Origin of the sequence: Dyadobacter sp. 676 (assembly GCF_040448675.1) — a bacterium.
GTDB lineage: Bacteria > Bacteroidota > Bacteroidia > Cytophagales > Spirosomataceae > Dyadobacter.
The window spans coordinates 4,327,294-4,344,748 of the sequence record NZ_CP159289.1 but is presented as its reverse complement, the minus strand read 5'-3'; the positions used below and the strand labels follow the sequence as shown (position 1 = coordinate 4,344,748).

16 protein-coding genes and 1 tRNA gene are annotated in these 17,455 nt (G+C 49.9%); 7 read left to right on the top strand and 10 right to left on the bottom strand.

All coding sequences use genetic code 11. The annotated features are described in order from the left end of the window. Positions 1 to 43: 43 nt before the first annotated feature. Positions 44 to 442, top strand: coding sequence for a hypothetical protein (locus ABV298_RS19510; RefSeq protein ID WP_353717850.1), 399 nt, complete (start codon positions 44 to 46; stop codon positions 440 to 442). Positions 443 to 736: 294 nt separating this feature from the next. Here the strand turns inward: ABV298_RS19510 and ABV298_RS19505 are convergent, their stop codons facing one another. Then, on the bottom strand, positions 737 to 1,984 hold the full coding sequence (locus tag ABV298_RS19505) for a serine hydrolase domain-containing protein (RefSeq protein WP_353717849.1): 1,248 nt from the start codon (positions 1,982 to 1,984) through the stop codon (positions 737 to 739). A gap of 97 nt (positions 1,985 to 2,081) precedes the next feature. On the opposite strand from ABV298_RS19505, the gene ABV298_RS19500 reads away from it, so the two are divergent. Beyond that, complete coding sequence (locus ABV298_RS19500) at positions 2,082 to 3,485, top strand: metallophosphoesterase family protein (protein ID WP_353717848.1); 1,404 nt, start codon at positions 2,082 to 2,084, stop codon at positions 3,483 to 3,485. Positions 3,486 to 3,529: 44 nt separating this feature from the next. Here the strand turns inward: ABV298_RS19500 and ABV298_RS19495 are convergent, their stop codons facing one another. The 6 genes from ABV298_RS19495 to ABV298_RS19470 are packed head-to-tail and all read right to left on the bottom strand — an operon-like array spanning position 3,530 to position 9,209. Further along, positions 3,530 to 3,685 (bottom strand): hypothetical protein, encoded by a 156-nt coding sequence (locus ABV298_RS19495; protein ID WP_353717847.1) that lies wholly within the window; start codon positions 3,683 to 3,685, stop codon positions 3,530 to 3,532. Position 3,686: 1 nt separating this feature from the next. Then, the gene (locus ABV298_RS19490) at positions 3,687 to 5,471 is read right to left on the bottom strand and encodes a glycosyl hydrolase family 28-related protein (RefSeq protein ID WP_353717846.1); all 1,785 of its coding nucleotides are present in this window, start codon (positions 5,469 to 5,471) and stop codon (positions 3,687 to 3,689) included. Continuing rightward, a complete protein-coding gene (locus tag ABV298_RS19485) occupies positions 5,389 to 6,516 on the bottom strand; it encodes a glycosyl hydrolase family 28-related protein (RefSeq protein WP_353717845.1) in 1,128 nt (375 codons plus the stop codon). Before ABV298_RS19485 ends, ABV298_RS19490 begins: the two co-directional genes overlap by 83 nt. Positions 6,517 to 6,522: 6 nt before the next feature. Then, positions 6,523 to 7,287, bottom strand: a complete 765-nt coding sequence (locus tag ABV298_RS19480; protein WP_353717844.1) for a ThuA domain-containing protein — start codon at positions 7,285 to 7,287, stop codon at positions 6,523 to 6,525. Between the two features lie 49 nt (positions 7,288 to 7,336). Further along, the gene (locus ABV298_RS19475; protein ID WP_353723214.1) at positions 7,337 to 7,753 is read right to left on the bottom strand and encodes a CocE/NonD family hydrolase C-terminal non-catalytic domain-containing protein; all 417 of its coding nucleotides are present in this window, start codon (positions 7,751 to 7,753) and stop codon (positions 7,337 to 7,339) included. Beyond that, entirely contained in the window at positions 7,677 to 9,209 is a 1,533-nt protein-coding gene (locus tag ABV298_RS19470; RefSeq protein ID WP_353717843.1) for a CocE/NonD family hydrolase, read from the bottom strand. Before ABV298_RS19470 ends, ABV298_RS19475 begins: the two co-directional genes overlap by 77 nt. A 124-nt stretch (positions 9,210 to 9,333) precedes the next feature. On the opposite strand from ABV298_RS19470, the gene ABV298_RS19465 reads away from it, so the two are divergent. The 3 genes from ABV298_RS19465 to ABV298_RS19455 all read left to right on the top strand — a co-directional run bounded on the left by ABV298_RS19465 (position 9,334) and on the right by ABV298_RS19455 (position 11,271). After that, positions 9,334 to 10,440, top strand: a complete 1,107-nt coding sequence (locus ABV298_RS19465; protein WP_353717842.1) for an MBL fold metallo-hydrolase — start codon at positions 9,334 to 9,336, stop codon at positions 10,438 to 10,440. A 70-nt stretch (positions 10,441 to 10,510) separates the two neighbouring features. Then, a complete protein-coding gene (locus ABV298_RS19460) occupies positions 10,511 to 10,648 on the top strand; it encodes a hypothetical protein (protein ID WP_353717841.1) in 138 nt (45 codons plus the stop codon). 128 nt (positions 10,649 to 10,776) lie between these two features. Further along, a complete protein-coding gene (locus ABV298_RS19455; RefSeq protein ID WP_353717840.1) occupies positions 10,777 to 11,271 on the top strand; it encodes a hypothetical protein in 495 nt (164 codons plus the stop codon). Positions 11,272 to 11,537: 266 nt separating this feature from the next. Here ABV298_RS19455 and ABV298_RS19450 read toward each other — a convergent pair whose 3' ends face one another. Further along, positions 11,538 to 13,712 carry a T9SS type A sorting domain-containing protein gene (locus tag ABV298_RS19450; protein ID WP_353717839.1) on the bottom strand — a complete coding sequence of 725 codons (2,175 nt, stop codon included), beginning with the start codon at positions 13,710 to 13,712 and terminating at the stop codon, positions 11,538 to 11,540. A 313-nt stretch (positions 13,713 to 14,025) separates the two neighbouring features. Continuing rightward, positions 14,026 to 14,097, bottom strand: a tRNA-Glu gene (locus ABV298_RS19445). A 254-nt stretch (positions 14,098 to 14,351) separates the two neighbouring features. Here ABV298_RS19445 and ABV298_RS19440 point away from each other — a divergent pair. Then, on the top strand, positions 14,352 to 16,472 hold the full coding sequence (locus ABV298_RS19440) for a M14 family metallopeptidase (protein ID WP_353717838.1): 2,121 nt from the start codon (positions 14,352 to 14,354) through the stop codon (positions 16,470 to 16,472). A gap of 52 nt (positions 16,473 to 16,524) precedes the next feature. Continuing rightward, complete coding sequence (locus tag ABV298_RS19435) at positions 16,525 to 16,851, top strand: hypothetical protein (protein WP_353717837.1); 327 nt, start codon at positions 16,525 to 16,527, stop codon at positions 16,849 to 16,851. A 155-nt stretch (positions 16,852 to 17,006) separates the two neighbouring features. On the opposite strand, the gene aroQ is transcribed toward ABV298_RS19435, so the two are convergent. Beyond that, the gene (aroQ, locus tag ABV298_RS19430; RefSeq protein ID WP_353717836.1) at positions 17,007 to 17,426 is read right to left on the bottom strand and encodes a type II 3-dehydroquinate dehydratase; all 420 of its coding nucleotides are present in this window, start codon (positions 17,424 to 17,426) and stop codon (positions 17,007 to 17,009) included. Between the last annotated feature and the right edge of the window lie 29 nt (positions 17,427 to 17,455).

Sequence of the window (17,455 nt, the reverse complement as noted above, 5' to 3'; positions counted from 1 at the left end):
CTTGGGGTACTCATTACTTCGAACACACTATATCTTAAACAATATGCCCTCTTACAAAATAGGTGTCGTAATCGATAAGCTAACCCGTTCGGTTGAACATGCTCTTACAGGAGAGCGGTTTGCTACCGAAGTTATTTCCGCCAACGTGCAGGAAATTCGTCGACTCAACAAATCAGAATGGCTCTTTGACTGGGTGAAAGAAGTTTCAAGTAAAGAGAAACAAGTTTATAAACTTGTCCTTTCCGAAAACACCGATGTAATTCAAGGGCTTATTTGTCTTCAAGACAAAGGAGATCATATTTACATGCATTTGATAGAAAACAGTAAAGCAAACAAGGGAGCCGGGAAAAAATTTTTAGGTGTCGCCGGCAACCTGATCGCCTTCGCATGCAAACTTTCTTTCGATAAAGGCTACGAAGGGTATATTTCCTTTGAAAAGTAAGACCAAGCTTATATCGCATTATCGAACTCAGCTTGGAGCTAAGCTTCTGTTCGGCAACGTAATGGTAATTACCCGAGAAGCCGCGCAGAGACTGGTTAATCGATATTTCCGTTAAATTTTGTATATTTATGTATGCGAAACGAACAAAAGCACATAGACTTTTCGACTACCGGCGAACATCCGTCGAATGAAGATTCCAAACGGATTAGCGAGTGGATCCGGCATGAAAAGAAAATTTTATCGGACAAAAAACGATCCTTAGCCGTTAGGAAGCCCGCGGTAAGCAACCGCTAATCAATGCGGTTCAGGATGTTCCAGATATTCATGAAAATTGACTTGCCGCATACGCTTGCCCCTGCCGGGGTCCTTGTACTTCGAAAATGCCCAGAGCACATACGAGGTAATGTCCTCGTAAAAGCCGGACCGCAACGGAAAAAGGCCGTCGCCGTTGCGCAACGCATTCGTAAAGAGAACGACGGTAATGTCCTCCGGGCAGTGCATCCATATGCTCCTGAAACCCTTCGGATTGGGGATACCAATGGACGAATACCACCAGCCATCATGGTAGCTGAATTTTCCTTCCGGCATGACGGCGCTGTAACTGCCCAGCCCATGGGTCACAATCTGATCGCGAATGTCTTGTGTAATAACCGAGTTGTTATCCGGTGAAAAAAGTGCCGCGTACAGCTTTACGCCCTGGTTTGCCGAAAGGTAAATGCCATAACCGCCGACAGTCGAGCTGAAATCGCCCGGGTCGAAACCATACTCGCCCGAGTAAGGGAAGTCATAACCGAAAGTCGGCAAGGGCAGGCCGTTGGACACGAATCCGTCGGTTATGATACCGGCCTTTTCGAATATATTTTTCCGGACGTATTCCTCATATCCATCGAATGCCAGCAGTGCGTCGTTGTCGTCGTTACCAGTATATTTCACGCCGTTGATGGCCGGTATCAACACCCTGAAAAGTCCGAAATTGGCGTTTTGATAACAGCTTGTACCGTAGTTCTCCGTTTTGATTCCCTTTTCGACCAGCATCTTTAAACCCGGCCAGAAATTTTCAGTAAACGCCCCGTTGCGGCAGTTCTCTCCCATGCCCACTATCCCGCTCGTATGCGTGAGCAGGTCCTTGAAGGTAATAAGCCCGATGTTTGGGCCTTTGACCCAGGTCCCGGGCAGGTAATCGATAATCTTATCGCTGACTTTAATGCCCTTCTCGCCGGCCAGTTTCAGAAATGCCGCTGCGGTAATGGTTTTGGTCATGCTAGCGATCTGCATTTTGGTGTCGGGCGTGACGGGCTTATCCTCCTGAATTTCGATGCTCCTAGCCTGGTATCCTCCCACGCCCGAGCCTATCATCCGATCTTTTTGATAAACCGCAAAACTGTACCCAAAGCCTTTGTCTTTCAGCGAATCGTCGAGTATCCGTACAAATTTCAACACGGGATCTTCCGGAACGGGCTCAGGCTCCTTGTCCTTTTTACACCCGACAAGGCCGGACAAACATAAAAACAGCGTCAGACAGAGGGAAAAATAGTGCTTCATGGCTTCCAATATTATCAAAATGTAAAATGAATATAGCAACTAGTCCGATTGCTTTCCAAACGGGTATTATTGTGACCACGATTTGCCCAAGGTTCTTATGCAGTATCCCAACCAATTATATCCCAAGTTCCTTTTGGCCGGAACCCTTCTGGCCGCCGTTACTCTCCCGGTACACGCGCAACAAAATAAAAGCTATCCCCCGTCGACTTTTCCCGACCGGATCGTGCTGGGTTACAAGGGAAGCCCGGCGAATTCACAGGCAGTAAACTGGCGTACCGACTCGACAGTGACAACCGCCGTCGCCGCAATTCACGAAGCAGACCCTTCGCCGGACTTCCCTGCCAAAGCCCGTACTGTGCAGGCGGCGACGCACAAAGTTGTCCTGGATGGCAAAACGGTACATTACCACGAAGCGAATTTCGGCGATTTGAAACCAGCGACGCAGTACGTTTACAGGGTCGGTGACGGGAAATCGTGGAGTGAATGGTTTCATTTCAAAACGGCCTCGGATAAGCCTGAACCCGTTTCATTTCTCTATTTCGGCGATGCGCAGAACGACATCCGTTCGCTGTGGTCGAGGGCGGTGCGCGGGGCATTTACTACTTTGCCCAAAGCCCGTCTGATGATCCACGCGGGCGATCTGATCAACAATTCCAATGCAGATTACCAATGGGGCGAGTGGTTCGAAGCCGGCGGATGGATCAACGGTATGGTGCCCAATCTGGCAACGCCCGGCAATCATGAGTATTTCCGCGATGAAAAAAGGAACCTGTTTGTCTCGAAACATTGGAAACCGCAGTTCGCATTGCCTGAGAACGGGCCCGAAGGTCTTTCCGAAACGGCTTATTATATCGATTATCAGGGTATACGGTTCATTTCCCTCGATTCCCAGGCGGCAATCCTCGATTCGACGACATTGAAAAAGCAAGCCGCATGGTTCGAACAAATCGCAACCAACAACCCGAACCGCTGGACTGTCGTATTCCATCACCACCCGATTTATTCCACCAAAAACGGCCGCGATAACGACGAATGGCGCGAGAAAATGGAGCCTTTGTACAAGAAACACAAAGTCGACATCGTATTGCAGGGCCACGACCACACCTACGGCCGGGGTCTCAATATTCCGGTTGGACAAAGCAGAAAGAAACCCAACGGGCCGATTTACGTAGTGTCGGTAAGCGGACCCAAAATGTATGATATCGGGCTACAAAACTGGATGGACCGCGCCGCATCGAACACGCAATTATACCAGGTAATCACGGTCGACCAAAACAGACTTTCGTTCAAGGCATTTACGGTTAACGGCGATCTGTACGATGCTTTCGATCTGAATAAGGATAAAAACGGCGTCAATACCCTCGTCGAGCTTTCAAATACCCTGAAAATGCGGGAGCGGCTCGATCTTCCGGAACACTATCTGAAAACATTCAAGGAGGAGGATCTGAAAGAATATAACCAGCGGTATCAGGATTACAAGAAACGCAAAGGCGTTAAATAGGTGTCAAAAAATGCCGGCATTTAATCGAAATGCCGGCATTTTTGTCATTTTACTTTCGTCGCATACAAGCCATTCCTGCCGGTTATAAAAAGCGTATTCCCGACGACGCTTATCGTAGATGGTCTTTCCGGCGTCTCGATCATACCTGTTTCCCTTCCGGACGGGTCGAACACATAAATCTGCCCATCGGCAATATACACATTACCCCCGCTGTCTACCGCCGAGCTCGAACTCCCCTTTTTCCGCGAACAGCCGCGGTTCCGACAAATGGCCTTCTGCTCCCACCGTGAAACGGAATGTCCTTTTCAGATACTCGTCCACGCCGTAAAGCGGTTTCCCCGGATAGCCTTCCACCAGCACATTGGAACGTGCCAGGTCGTAAACTACCGGTACAATCGTGACGCCATCCGGCCCCAGCCAGCATTCTTTAAACGGATTGGTGCTCACTTTCAGGAAGTCCCCCGAATCGCGGCGGCGATTCGACGGATTCAAGGTTTTTGCGATTTCCGGCACCTTTTCCAAAGGGACTTTCGGAAGCAGGTGCATCGTTTCCTCCGGCTTATCGGGATTCATCGCATACACCAGCGTGCCAAAACCACTGTTTCCCCAGCCGCTGAACGAAGTACCGGCCGCGTCGGGCGGATTAGGGAACGTCTCGGGTTGGCCGTCGATCAAATACCCTGGTTTGGTGACATATTTGAATACGACCAGCAAGTTATCCCGCGTGTCGGTACCCAGCGAGAGCGGTTCCCAGGGGAAATCGGCGACAAGACTTAATGTGTTTGTCCGGCTTGCCCATTTATAAATCCGTCTTGCCCGCGATTCGCTGAAATACACGTTACCCTTGCTATCGTGGCAGACGCCGTCGGCGAACTCGAAACCTGCGGCCAGTTGCTCCACTTTGCCGGGTTGAAGGCTGACCGGCCTGGGTCCAGGATTATCGATCACCAGCCTGTTGAACTCCCACGGCCGCACTTCAATGCCTGAATTCACATCGTAAAGTGGTACGGTCGACGAATATTTGGTCTGACTGTAATTGTGAACGTTCAGGAATTCCAGCTTGCTGTTGTTCCATGAACGCACCGCATGCGGATAGGGCGTGCTCACGCGGATTACGCGAAACATATACAGGTTCGCAAATACCATATTATTGCACGATTCGATTTCCAGCGGCTGGCAATTCGCACTCTCTTTGCTCTCCTCTTCCAGCTGTAATGCGTAAACCTTCCAGTTCGAGACATTTTTAAACCGCACCTCATTGCGGACATGATGCTCAACCGACATCGCATATATACGCCCGGGCGTGGATGTATTCGACACATATGCCCCAGCAGAAGCGAATGTATTCGCTGTCCAAATGTTCTTAAATGTGCCACCGCCGTCATTGGTTATCCAAAGGCTCCAATATTGCGTGTCCCAATGCTGTTCGTTACCCACATGCGACGAGTTACTCAAAACTCCCTGCCCGGGTCGTTTGCGGGCAATATTACCATGCCCTCCGAGAAACTTTACATCGTTCAAGTAAGAACCTGCACCCGCCGTCCATTTCAAACCGACGGCCCGCGGGTTACTCGCGGCCGTTGAAATGCCAATGCCGGTCAGGATATTGTTCCCGCCTTGCGAAGATTCCACCATTGGCTCAGGCGGTCCGAAGCTTCCGAATCCTTCGGTATTATCGTGCAAAATAAGTTGCGTCGAAACCGGGTTGAGACCTACCAGAACCGTTCTTTCTTTCATTTTCAGCGTTTCGGTAATGCGATACCAGCCTTGCGGAACGTAAATTGCATCGTACCGGTCAATGGCCGCCTGGATCGCTTTAGTGTCGTCTGTAACGCCGTCCCCTTTTGCACCCAGGGTTTTCAGATTTACCCATGTGGTCATGTCCGGAAATGCAGGAATGTCTTTAATTGCCGGTACCGGTTCCGATTTCAGGGATTCTATCTCTTGTACCGTGGTATGCACCGGCTTTGCGGCGATGGAGGCCATTTGCAGGCCGTGATTCAGGCTTTTTACCCTGTATAGCGCGCCCTGGCCGACGATTTGTTTTCCGCTGGTCCCGAAACGGGCCAGTACGGGTACTTTTTTTGCAGGCGACGTTCCGCAAACTGATTTGCGTATACGCATTGTTTTCATTACTGATCACCAATGCCGGTCCGCTCACATTTTCGAAACGGCTGTCCTCCATAAACAGTTTTTCGTAAAAACCGGGGTTGATTTCCAAAACCGCCGGTACGTCCCGGACAGTCATCCGCACGATCGTCAGGCCCGATTCCTGCGAGCGGATCGCCGCTTTTCTTTGCCCTTCAAAATACGTATCCACCATCATGAACTGCCAGCCAGGCGAAGGTTTGAATGTATAAATGCCGTATTCCCCGCCGAAAAAACGAACGTCCTCCATTTCGTTACCCACGTCGAACACCCCTGCTTTGCCGGTCCCGATGTGGATGTCGACATGAGAGATAAAACTATGCTGCGCAAAATGCGTCCGCAATGCAACCGCCGAGGGATTCCCCTCCCCGATGCGCAGGTCAACGTTCGACATTGCGCTGTAAAACGTGCTTGCGCCCGCGTCGGGAATCGGCTGCCCCTCCTTGGGAATGGAGGACGTGAACCAGAACATATATTTTGCATTACCCTTATCCTGCGGGTATTCCTGCTGAAAACCAGGGGAGTTGTCGGCCAGGACAATCAACGGCCGCTTTTTTCCATAACCGATCACGCGCACGGCCGTCGGGATATAAATCGTTTTGCTGATCTTGTACGTGCCCTCGGGGATGAAGACGATTCCGAAGTTGTAATTCGTTTTGATCTCATTTATAGCCCGTTGCAGCTCGTCGGAAACATCCGTTTTGCCATCATTGGTAATCCTGAAATTTTCAGGCGTGAAATAAGTCGCGTCCTCATCGGCTAGCCGCATTGGGTAGAACGACCTGCTTACAGGCATCGGCTCCGCATTCGCACTTTTTGTTTGCGCAAAGCAAACATGTTGCACTGAGACGATCAGTGCCAACAGTAAAAATCTTGTGAACATACTGCGTTATTTTTGAGCCGCCCAGAGAATGGCGTTTTTAAAAATCGTTTTGTAAACGTCGCTTTCGAAAAGCACCGGCGAATGTCCCATGAAAATGTACACATTCTTCGCCTTCTTCTTCGGATTCGACCAGATGACCGGGTGATCGCCCATTTTTACCTTTGAATCGGGCTGGTAGGTCGATTCGTCGACGCTCGCGATCACCTCCACATTCGGCCGGGGGCTTTTGTCGTAGATGTACCATTCTTCTTTCCGGACCGGGAACGACGCCGGCACGCCTTTCATGACCGGGTGCTTGCTGTTTTCAACATTCACCGTGGCAGCCGCGAAATCGGCGATATAGTTTTTATAGCGGATACCACCCATAAAATCCGAGAACCAGGGCCAAATTTTGTTTCCGTCGAACTCTCCCAGTAATGTCGCATGGTGAAAACCGATCCAGCCGCCTTTTCCTTCGTCAATGTATTTCTCAAATGCCGCTATTGCCTCCTGCTTCCAGGCGTAAAGCACATAGTCCAGCTGTATAATAAGCTGATAATTACCCAAATATTCCTCATTAATTGCGTCTGTTTTATCAATGTAATCAATGCTGAAATGCTCTTTCGCGGCCAGTGAGTCGAGCCACGGGCGGGCAGCTTTGGAATAGGCGATGTGATGGCCGCCGGGCTCGGCCATAGCCAGCACTCGGAATTGTGCGAAAGCACCGGTGGGGCAGCCAGCGAGCCAAAGCACCACCAACCCTACCGGGATTTTCCGGAATACGTTTTTCATTGAATTTGGGATTAAGGAATTTAGGATTGAAAGGAGTACTATTTAAGAATCAGTGCATTACCGGCAAAGTAATCCTGCTGGGGTGCTTCGCATTATGATGGATCGTAATTTTCGATTTTTGAAAATCCGACTCCCCGGCTTCAAAAATATTTATGAACTTCTGCGGATTGCGGTCCACCAGCGGGAACCAGCTGCTCTGCACCTGCACCATGATGCGGTGGCCTTTTTTGAAAGTGTGCGCCACTTCGTTCAGCTTTACGGTCACTTTCTCGATTTTATCCTTTCCAAATGGCTCCGGTTCGGAGAAGCTGTTCCGGAACTTGCCGCGCAACACCTCCGCACGCACCATTTGCTGGTAGCCGCTCATATCAACCGGCTTTTCGCCTTCTCTAACGGCAGGCATTGTTGACCCTACAGGCCACACGTCGATCACTTTCACGATGAAATCCGCATCGGAGCCGGTCATAGATACCATCAAGCTCTGCCACGATTTCGCCGGTTAAGGTCAGATCTTCGGTCAATGAATCCGTTTGAAAACTCAGCACATCCGGTCGTTTCGAAGCGAAACGCTGGTCTTCGGCCATGTATTCGTTATTGCGATGACCACTTGTAGTGCTTGTATAAGGCACCGGATTGGCAGGATCGCTTTCATAGCTGGTCGAGCCGACGTCGGATGTAAGCCTTGCAACGGTGATTTTACCATTTGGTCCCAAATAGTAAGTTTCAGGTCGGCTATTTACCGGCGGCCAGACGTCATAATGCTTCCACTGGTTTGACCCGGTCTCAAAAACCGTCACTTCCGGCTGGTCAAATGTGCCCTTACCTTTTAAATAATAATTAAAGAACTTCGTTTCGATCTCCTCCTGGTAGTATTTATTCACATCCTCACCAAACTGGTATTGCGCAAAGCCCTTCCATGCGGGCGCAGCCCATCCCCCGTGCGTCCACGGCCCCATTACCAGCCGGTTGTTGTTGCCCGGAGTCTGCTTTTCGATTGCCGCATAGGTTTTCAGTGCTCCGTACAAATCCTCGGCATCGAACCAGCCACCTACCACGAGCACTGCCGGTTTGATATTTTTCAAATGCTTTTTAATGTTCCGCGATTGCCAGAACTCGTCATACACCGGATGCGCCGTCGTTTGCCGCCAAATGCAGTTCGGATCGGCGAAATACGGGGCCGCATTGGTCTTCTTCAACGGGCCCAATTCGAGGAAATATTTGTAGGCGTCGTCGTATTCCGCATTGAAATGGCCCTGATAACTAGTACCATCTTGGCTTTTAGGCCCATCGAAACCACTGTAAAAACCAAAATTATCCATTAAGAAGAACGCGCCGTTATGATAGCAGTCGTCTCCGATAAATTCGTCCGACATGGGCGCCTGCGGCGAAACGGCCGCCATCGCGGGGTGTGCGTCCGGCAAGCCGGCCGATGAATAATATCCGGGAAACGAAATGCCCCACTGCCCTACCTTGCCGTTATTTCTTGTGTTCTTCAAAAGCCATTCGACCGTGTCGTAAGTATCGCTCGATTCGTCTACGTCCTTATTGCTCTTCTTGTTTGCGATCGCCGGTGTCATTTCGCGGAAATTCCCTTCGCTTTTGTAGCGGCCACGAGCGTCCTGATACACAAAAATGTACTTCTCCCGCATCAGCAGTACATTAGGCCCGAGCGTACGACGGTAATTTTCTTCGCCATAGGGCCGCACCGAGTAGGGCGTGCGCTGCATGATGATCGGGTAGGTCTGCGAATCGTCTTTGGGCGTGTAAATAGCCGTAAAAAGCTTCACGCCGTCGCGCATGGTAATGTATTGCTCTGTTTTGGTGTAGTTGGCTTTGATCCAACTTGTGTCAGGAATCGCATTTTGGGCGACGGCAATCCACGATAGAAGACACAGGAAACACAGCAATACATTTCTTTTCATGATGACCAGGTTTTTGTTTGTATAAGTAAATTCAAAAATACGTAAGAAACCGTACATTCGTCCACTACAAACTTTAACACCTCCTCCACATACTATGGCTAAACGGATCATTAAATTTTCCTTCATGATATTCTTCATCTTCCTGGCACTCATCGTCATTGGTGCGGTGATATTTATGCAACAACCGCTATTCGGGAAACACCCCTCGGGTGCACGGCTCGAAAGGATCAGAAAATCGCCGCATTACCGGGACGGAAAGTTCCAGAACGAGAGTTTCACACCCGACCTCGCCGAGGGCAACAGTTATCTGAAGGTGTTTACCAAATTTTTCTTCGGTAAAAGCAAGTACAATATCCCCGGCGCGCTGATCCCTTCGCAAAAAACAGATCTACTGCATCTGAAACCGGAAGAAGATGTGCTGGTATGGTTCGGGCATTCGTCGTATTTCATGCAAATAGATGGCAAAACGGTCCTTGTCGACCCTGTTTTCAGCGGCAGTGCCTCGCCCCTCAAATTCACTACTCCGAGTTTCAGGGGCAGCGATGTATACCGGGTCGAAGACTTACCCGATATCGATTACCTTTTCATCTCTCACGACCACTGGGACCACCTCGATTACGAAACCATTCTGAAACTCAAACCCAAGGTCAAAAAGGTCATAACCGGCCTCGGCACTGCCGAACACCTCGAATATTGGGGCTACGACGCGGCCGACATCATCGAAAAAGACTGGAACGAAGGCGCCGACCTGGGCGACGGTTTCAAAGTAAACATTACGCCTGGCAGGCATTTCTCCGGCCGGGGTTTCAGCCGGAACCGCGCATTGTGGGTCTCGTTTGTATTCCAAACGCCAACCATGAAAATCTTTATCGGCGGCGACTCGGGCTATGACAACCATTTCAAAAGAATCGGCGCCCGGTTCGGTCCATTCGACCTTGCATTGCTCGAATGCGGCCAGTATAACGAGGCGTGGAAATACATTCACATGATGCCGGAAGAGACCGTTACGGCTGCCCGCGAGCTTGGCGCCAAAAAGCTGATGCCCGTCCATTGGGCCAAATTCGCCCTCTCCATCCACGACTGGAACGAGCCCATCCTTCGCGCAAGCGCCGAAGCAGAAAGGCTACATATGCCGCTTGTAACACCGCTGATCGGCCAGAAGGTAGAGTTGAAAGGCGACCAGGTGTTTACGCAATGGTGGAGGGAGGCACGGTTGCAGCCGGAGGGGTAGGAAAAGGCGCAATTTTTTTGAACTTTGATTATCCTATAACCGGGAAATTCTCCCATAACACACTACAAAAATGACACAAGAACTGGTTGACAAAGCACGGGCTTATGTAGCAGCGTGCAAACGAGAGTTGGAAACTGCGCCTAATGCCGAAGAGCTGTCCCGGAAGCGGCTTCTGGAATTAGGCTATCTGGACGAAAGTGCGAGATAGCGGAACTTACCGGGCAAGGAATCACTAAAAGCAGGAAGCCGGTAAGTTCCCGGTAGTTGATTCGCAATCCACACACTATCATTTCATGCATCCGTTCTCTTACTGTGACATCACCGTCTACGGCTTTCATGGCTGTAATCAAAATATTAAACGCCAACTTATTAGTCAAGAAAAATGCTTTGACCTCTCCAACTCATTTGCAAAAGAGCTCCTTATACTCGCTTACGACGATTTGTGTATTGAATGGGAAAAAGCAAATACAATTCCAATTGAAAATGCCCCACACCCGCGGGATCGGGAATCCTTCTGACATGGCTCTCCGGTACTTGGATAAGGTCGTAATCGAAAATGCTCTTTTGCTCGCTGGTTTGCAACAGCCTGACATTATTTATGACACCGTTCGTGCGCCATTTCAGGAAGGTTTCCCCGTCTACCCGGACAGCGTGTTCCGGGAGCACGACCATATTCACCTCTGTGTAAGAAATCCGGATTTCGTTATAGAAACCGGCGAGTCGTCGCCCTGGGGCCGCGTCCAATATGATGATAATCTCATTAAAGGCGAAGCCCCGGCAGTCGATGAATTGCAGTCAAAGATGAGAAAGCTTCTCCTGGACTTTTCATGACTTGCCTCCCGATTCCTACGATTTTCCTATTGAATACGATCTCACCACGTTCTTTGAGAAATTTAATTTTCTGAAAATAACTAAAGTCGTTGAGCTTTCCGGCATAAATGGTAGTTTGCTCCGGCAACATGCAACCGGGAAAAAGCATCCGTCGGCCAGGCAAGCTGCCAAAATCGAAAGTGCAATTAAGGAACTGACCAGTAGCAAAACAGCCGGGCCTCGACGACCCGGCTGTTTTGCTTTCCGGTAACAAAAGCGGACTGATGTTAGTCGGCCTTGATGAAACGTAACTTTGTCGCTTCGCTTCCGTTGTTAATTCTGATGAAGTAATGCCCGCCACCCAGTTTCTTTACATTAATGCGGTGGTCGTTCTTCCCTTCCGAAATGCGGATCGTCGACTTGCTCACCGGCTGGCCGGCCAGATTGTAGATCGTCACATCGGAAGTGCTGGCTTTGCGCGATGAGAACCGGACATTCACGTAATCCTGCGCGGGGTTAGGCGCAACAAGGGAGCCAACGAGTACGTCCGCATTCACCGCAACGATTTTGCTCTTGGTGTAAGTACCGTCGATATCGATCTGCTTCAACTGGTAATAGTTCGTTCCGGACAGCGGATTTTCATCCAGGAAGCTGTATTTACCCGTACGCTGATCGGTAAGCCCAACCTTGCCCAGGATTTCTTCATTCTGCATGCGTTCGTCGTAGCGCAGGATTTCAAATTCCTTTCCATCCTGCTCGGCCACTACATTCCAGGTCAGCTCCACGCCTTTTTCAACAGCCTTTCCATCGAAATCGGATATGTAGATAGGCAAAGGAATGTTGACTCCGAACAATGCAGTCGATGGAGCCGATTTACAGCTACCTCCCTGAATTTCGAGGGTATATCTTCCGGTTGCCAACGTGTTGTAGTTGATGGAAGGCGTGTTGCTCGTTGGCGAAACACGATTCTGGCGGATTGTAACACCGTCCTGTTTGATCTTCCAGTCGATCGCGAACACATTCTCCCCGTCGAACAGGAACGAGAGCCCCGTTTCGTTGGATGTTGTGACCGACTGCAGGTTGGGGCCGCGCGTACATGCCGTGCGTGTATCGGTGGCCGAAACGGTAAAGGTTCTCGTCGCTACCGACGCCGCCTTACAGTCTTCCGCTTTCAATTCGAAGGTATAAGTATTGTTTTGCAGGAAATTGAACGTCAGGTTAGTCGAGTTGGTTGTGAGCGTTCCGGTTTTACCACTTGCTACCGCATAAGTTCCCTGCAGGATTCTCCAGGAGAATACATGCAGGTTGGTGCCGCCGAAAGTAACTGTAGCGCTGCTTGGCGTAATATTGCTGATACCGGTTACCGAAGGCCCGTTCTGGCAATCGGGCACCCCTACAACCGGTTCGTTGATCCTGAACGAGCGGCTGTTTACCGCCGAGCTGCAGTTATTTCCTTCAATTTCCAAAGTATAATCGCCCGGACTGAGTGAACTGTACGAAAGGTTTACCGATGTAGCAGAACCTAAATCGTTCGTCGTTCCTGATCTGACCGCCGTTCCACCGGATTTGATGCGCCATTTCAGGCTGGTCACTCCCGATCCGCTGAATGTAAGCGTAAGTGCTGTTTGCGTAATATTGCTTATGTTACCGATGGTCGGGCCGGAGGCGCAATTATTGTCCGGCAGCGGAGTGGCCGTTTTGGGGGCGGTTGGCCAGAAGCAGCCGGTTACCATGTCGGTAGTCAACACACCTCTCCATTGCTGGTCGAGATAGCTTCCATCTTTCCCCTGGATTGTCTCCGCGAGTAGCCCCATATAGTAGTTGTCCGTACGGGTATCGTTCTCACCTTGCTTGATCATAACGCGCAGGAGGCCGTCCACATACTTGATAAACTGGTATGTATTCCCCGTACTGCCCACAAATACACCCAAACGGTCGCCATTCGGCATCGCAACGCCTTTGCAGGTAATCTGCCCGTTTCCGTTGGTACCCAGCAAATTAACCGGTGCAGTGCTCGGATCCACAGGATTCACGCATCCATTGATCAGCGCATCATTTTCAGGGCTGATCGGAAAAGTATTTTCCTTCAGGTGATAGAGTATCCAGATATTGTCAGGCACAACGCCATTCCAGTTCAGATAAACCCGGTTGTCCTGAATGCGTGTATAAACCGGTTGATCATCCCCTGTTCTTCCCAGATATTCCCCGTGCGTCCAGACGCGGCCTCCGCAGGAAACGCGAGTAGCCAGTGGTGCAGCTGCTCTGGTTGCAATGGTAAAGGGTTTTTCAACCTCAACATAAGGGTTGGTGATTTCGTAAGAGCCGCTGAGGCCGCTTTCAATGCCACTTTCTACATTTACGCTATCAGCACGCATATGCATACTTCCAGCGTCGTTGTTAGGAGCTGCTGCCACTGAGCTTATCACTCCTCCCGCAAAAACAAGTTTCAGTAAAAATTTCATAGAGCGTAAAAAATAAGTGGGCGATGCGAACGACGCGGCTATCCGTAAACTGTTTAGGATCAGCTCAACCGTCCGTTTCAAATATACTACAAAGCCTTAGAAAAATTTTTATACTTGTAGAATAATACTGCACCGAAAAATCGCTAATGCACCTTAAGTCTACAAAAAAACTTTATAACGCAATCCAGAGGGCCTTTTTTTTGACACAAAATTTGTGACAAGAATGTAGAAAATTTCGGAGGAGGCATAAAAAAACCGCTCATCTCTGAGCGGTTTTTGCAATGATTGAAAGTGCTTGCTTCGCACGGTTTTGTGACCCATAGGGGAATCGAACCCCTGTTTCAACCGTGAAAGGGTCGTGTCCTAACCGCTAGACGAATGGGCCGACTGGTCTCCTACTTCGCGCGTTTTTTTTGCACTTTCCTTCACTTTTCGTTTCCCTGTTCCGAAAACGTGGTGCAAAGATGCAGGGTTGAAATTGAAAATGCAAGCAGCCACAACAAATAAAAATCAATTAATTTTTAGTTAACTCATTTTCAGAAACTTCAAATTCAAAGTTTTTTTATCCCTTTGCCCGTATCCGTAAGTTCGGGTAACTTTTTAAATTTGGGTTTACCGACTTACACCGTCTCGCTTCCCATGACCAAACTAATCCGCTGCGTCCTCATTCTGCTCTCCATTCAATCCGTATTTGCACAAACCCCGGCCCCTGACCAGTTCCTGGGCTATCCGCTTGGGTCGAGGTTCGCCTTTCACCATCTGATCGTCGATTATTTCAAATCGGTGCAAGCGCAGAACTCCGACCGGATGAAACTCGTGCAGTATGGCACCACCCACGAAGGACGACCGCTAATGCTGGCGTTCGTTTCTTCTCCTGAAAACATGTCGAAACTGGAAAGTATCAGGACCAACCACTTGAAAAGCATCGGGCTGCTGCCGGGCAGGGCTGATGCAAGCGTGCCGCCGATCGTGTGGCTGAGCTATAATGTGCATGGAAACGAGCCGGTTTCGGCCAATACCAGTATGAAAGTGATCTACGAACTGCTCAATAAAGAGAATGCCCTGGCTCATGAATTCCTCAAAAACATGGTCATTCTGATCGATCCATGCGTTAACCCCGACGGTTATGAGCGCTACACCCAATGGTACAACCGGGTGCAGAACGCGACGCCCGATGTAACACCATTCGGTCTCGAGCACGACGAGCCGTGGCCCGGTGGGCGGTTCAACCATTACCTTTTTGACCTCAACCGTGACTGGGCCTGGCAAACGCAAAAAGAGACGCAGGAGCGCATCGCGTTGTACAACCGGTGGATGCCGCATTTCCATGCCGACTTCCATGAAATGGGGCCATCCCGAAGCTACTATTTCCCTCCGGCAGCTAAGCCTTATAATAAGGACGTCACAGCGTGGCAAAGGCAGTTCAATGAGCTCATAGGAGATTATTGCCGTAAATATTTTGATGAAAACAAATGGGCCTACTTCACGCGCAACGACTACGACCTCTTTTATCCCAGCTACGGCGATACCTGGCCTACCGCCAACGGCGCCATCGGGGTTACATACGAGCAAGGCGGGGGCGGACGGGCAGGCCTGGCACTCGAACGTGAGACCGAACACGATACGCTTACGCTTGGCAGCCGCATCGCGCACCACTACGCAACGACGCTCGCTACGCTCGAAGCAGTGATGTCGCAAAAAGATAAGGTGGTGGATGAGTTTATCAAGTTCCATCAGGATGCTGCCAATGCGCCCGCCGGTAATTTCAAAACCTATCTCGTGAAAGCCGGAAGCAATATCAGGGCATTCAGCAACTGGCTCGACCGGCAGGGATTTATGTACGGCCTGGCAGGCAAGTCGTTATTGGCGAAAGGCACCGAGCTCACATCGGCTACGGAGCAAACATGCAAAATTGAGCAGAACGACCTGCTGATCAGCGCTTACCAGCCGAAATCCAACCTGCTCCGTATTCTTTTCGACCCGAAGCCGGCTCTGGAAGATTCGGTCACTTACGATGTTACGAGTTGGGGGCTTGCGTATATTTTCGGGTTGAAAGCCTATGGTTTAAAAGAGAAAATCGCTCCCACCGCATTGCAGGCTCCGGCGGTTGACAATAAAATACCGGCAGCGTCCCCGTACGCTTACCTGGCCGACTGGTCCGACGCCGAAGATGTGATGTTCCTGGCAGAGTTGCTGCGGAACGGCGTGCTCGTCAAGACTACCAATATGCCATTCGAAATGGATAAAACCATTTATCCGGCTGGGACTTTGATCGTCACGCACAAAGGCAATGAAGGCATTGCTTTCGATAAGCTGGTGACAACGATCGCCAATAAGCATTTTGTGAGGCTTACACCTGTAAAAACCGGCTTTGTAAGCACAGGTTCCGATTTCGGTAACGACAACGTGGTTGCACTCAAAGCGCCGAAAGTAGTGGCGGTTGCAGGCGACGGCGTTTCGCCTACGGCATTTGGTGCTGTCTGGCATTATTTCGAACAACAAATCAAATACCCGGTAACGATCGTCAACGCGTCGAAGCTGCTAAGCCTTCCCTGGAACGAAGTCGATGTACTGATCCTTCCTGACGGCCGTTACAGCGACATTATCTCCGAAAAGCTGCTGGAAACGATTCAAAGCTGGGTCAGAAACGGCGGCAAGCTCATCGCAATGGAACACGCGACCGACGCATTCGTGAATAAACCGGGTTTCGGATTGACTAAAAAAGTTTTCCGAGAAAAAAAGGGACGAAGACGTATTTAAAAAGTACGGCGAACAACAACGCGAGGATGCCAGCGACTCATCGCCCGGCAGCATGTTCCAGCTCTCGACGGATACTACCCATCCCCTGGCATTCGGATGCGGCGAAGAATATTTCACCATCGTACGCGACGCCTACGAACGCGACTATCTCAAAGACGGATGGAACGTGGGCTATTTGAAAGAAGACAACTACCGGGCCGGCTTTGTGGGCAAGAAAATGACCGGCAAACTCAAAAACACCCTCATCCTTGGCGCGCAGCCAATAGGACGCGGCCAGGTAATTTACCTCATGGACGACCCCATATTCCGCGCCATGCTGCAAAAAGGCAAATTGCTATTCGGAAATGCGGTGTTTAGGGGGGGAATGAGTGAATTTTGAGTGAGTGAATGAGTGAATGGTCAAGTGTAGTCACTATTGTCAGGTGTGGTCAGAAATTGTCAGGTATTATTAAAATTAATTGAAAAGCAAATAATAATAAATAGTATAAACAACGCATGACTATTCTTGACTACACTTGACTTTTCATCACTCATTCACTCATTCAGGTACCGTACCGCCAGCTCGTAACCTTTCAGTCCCAGCCCGCAGATCATTCCCTTGCAGCGTGATGTGAGGTAGCTGTGGTGGCGGAATGGCTCCCGTGCGTGGATATTCGAAATGTGTACTTCCACCGCCGGTGTCGTTACCGACGACAGGGCATCGGCCAGGGCGACGGAAGTGTGGGTGTAGCCACCCGCATTGATGATGATCCCGTCAAATGAGAAACCGACTTCGTGGATTTTATCGATCATCGCACCCTCGTGGTTCGATTGATAATAATGCAGCTCCACATCAGGGAAAATTCCCTTTAATGTTTCGAAATAGTCTTCGAACGACTGATTTCCGTACACGCCGGGCTCTCTTTTGCCCAAAAGATTCAGGTTTGGGCCATTCAGGATCAGTATCTTTTTCATTTGCTTTGTAGCATTAATCAATTCTTCCT

Coding starts and splice junctions, on each gene's coding strand:
- ABV298_RS19490 (WP_353717846.1), bottom strand. CDS start 5,471: ATGGCCTCCATCGCCGCAAAGCCGGTGCATACCACGGTACAAGAGATA.
- ABV298_RS19460 (WP_353717841.1), top strand. CDS start 10,511: ATGACACAAGAACTGGTTGACAAAGCACGGGCTTATGTAGCAGCGTGC.
- ABV298_RS19505 (WP_353717849.1), bottom strand. CDS start 1,984: ATGAAGCACTATTTTTCCCTCTGTCTGACGCTGTTTTTATGTTTGTCC.
- ABV298_RS19475 (WP_353723214.1), bottom strand. CDS start 7,753: ATGACCGGCTCCGATGCGGATTTCATCGTGAAAGTGATCGACGTGTGG.
- ABV298_RS19470 (WP_353717843.1), bottom strand. CDS start 9,209: ATGAAAAGAAATGTATTGCTGTGTTTCCTGTGTCTTCTATCGTGGATT.
- ABV298_RS19500 (WP_353717848.1), top strand. CDS start 2,082: ATGCAGTATCCCAACCAATTATATCCCAAGTTCCTTTTGGCCGGAACC.
- ABV298_RS19435 (WP_353717837.1), top strand. CDS start 16,525: ATGTTCCAGCTCTCGACGGATACTACCCATCCCCTGGCATTCGGATGC.
- ABV298_RS19510 (WP_353717850.1), top strand. CDS start 44: ATGCCCTCTTACAAAATAGGTGTCGTAATCGATAAGCTAACCCGTTCG.
- ABV298_RS19465 (WP_353717842.1), top strand. CDS start 9,334: ATGATATTCTTCATCTTCCTGGCACTCATCGTCATTGGTGCGGTGATA.
- ABV298_RS19450 (WP_353717839.1), bottom strand. CDS start 13,712: ATGAAATTTTTACTGAAACTTGTTTTTGCGGGAGGAGTGATAAGCTCA.
- ABV298_RS19440 (WP_353717838.1), top strand. CDS start 14,352: ATGACCAAACTAATCCGCTGCGTCCTCATTCTGCTCTCCATTCAATCC.
- ABV298_RS19480 (WP_353717844.1), bottom strand. CDS start 7,287: ATGAAAAACGTATTCCGGAAAATCCCGGTAGGGTTGGTGGTGCTTTGG.
- ABV298_RS19485 (WP_353717845.1), bottom strand. CDS start 6,516: ATGTTCACAAGATTTTTACTGTTGGCACTGATCGTCTCAGTGCAACAT.
- ABV298_RS19455 (WP_353717840.1), top strand. CDS start 10,777: ATGGCTGTAATCAAAATATTAAACGCCAACTTATTAGTCAAGAAAAAT.
- aroQ (WP_353717836.1), bottom strand. CDS start 17,426: ATGAAAAAGATACTGATCCTGAATGGCCCAAACCTGAATCTTTTGGGC.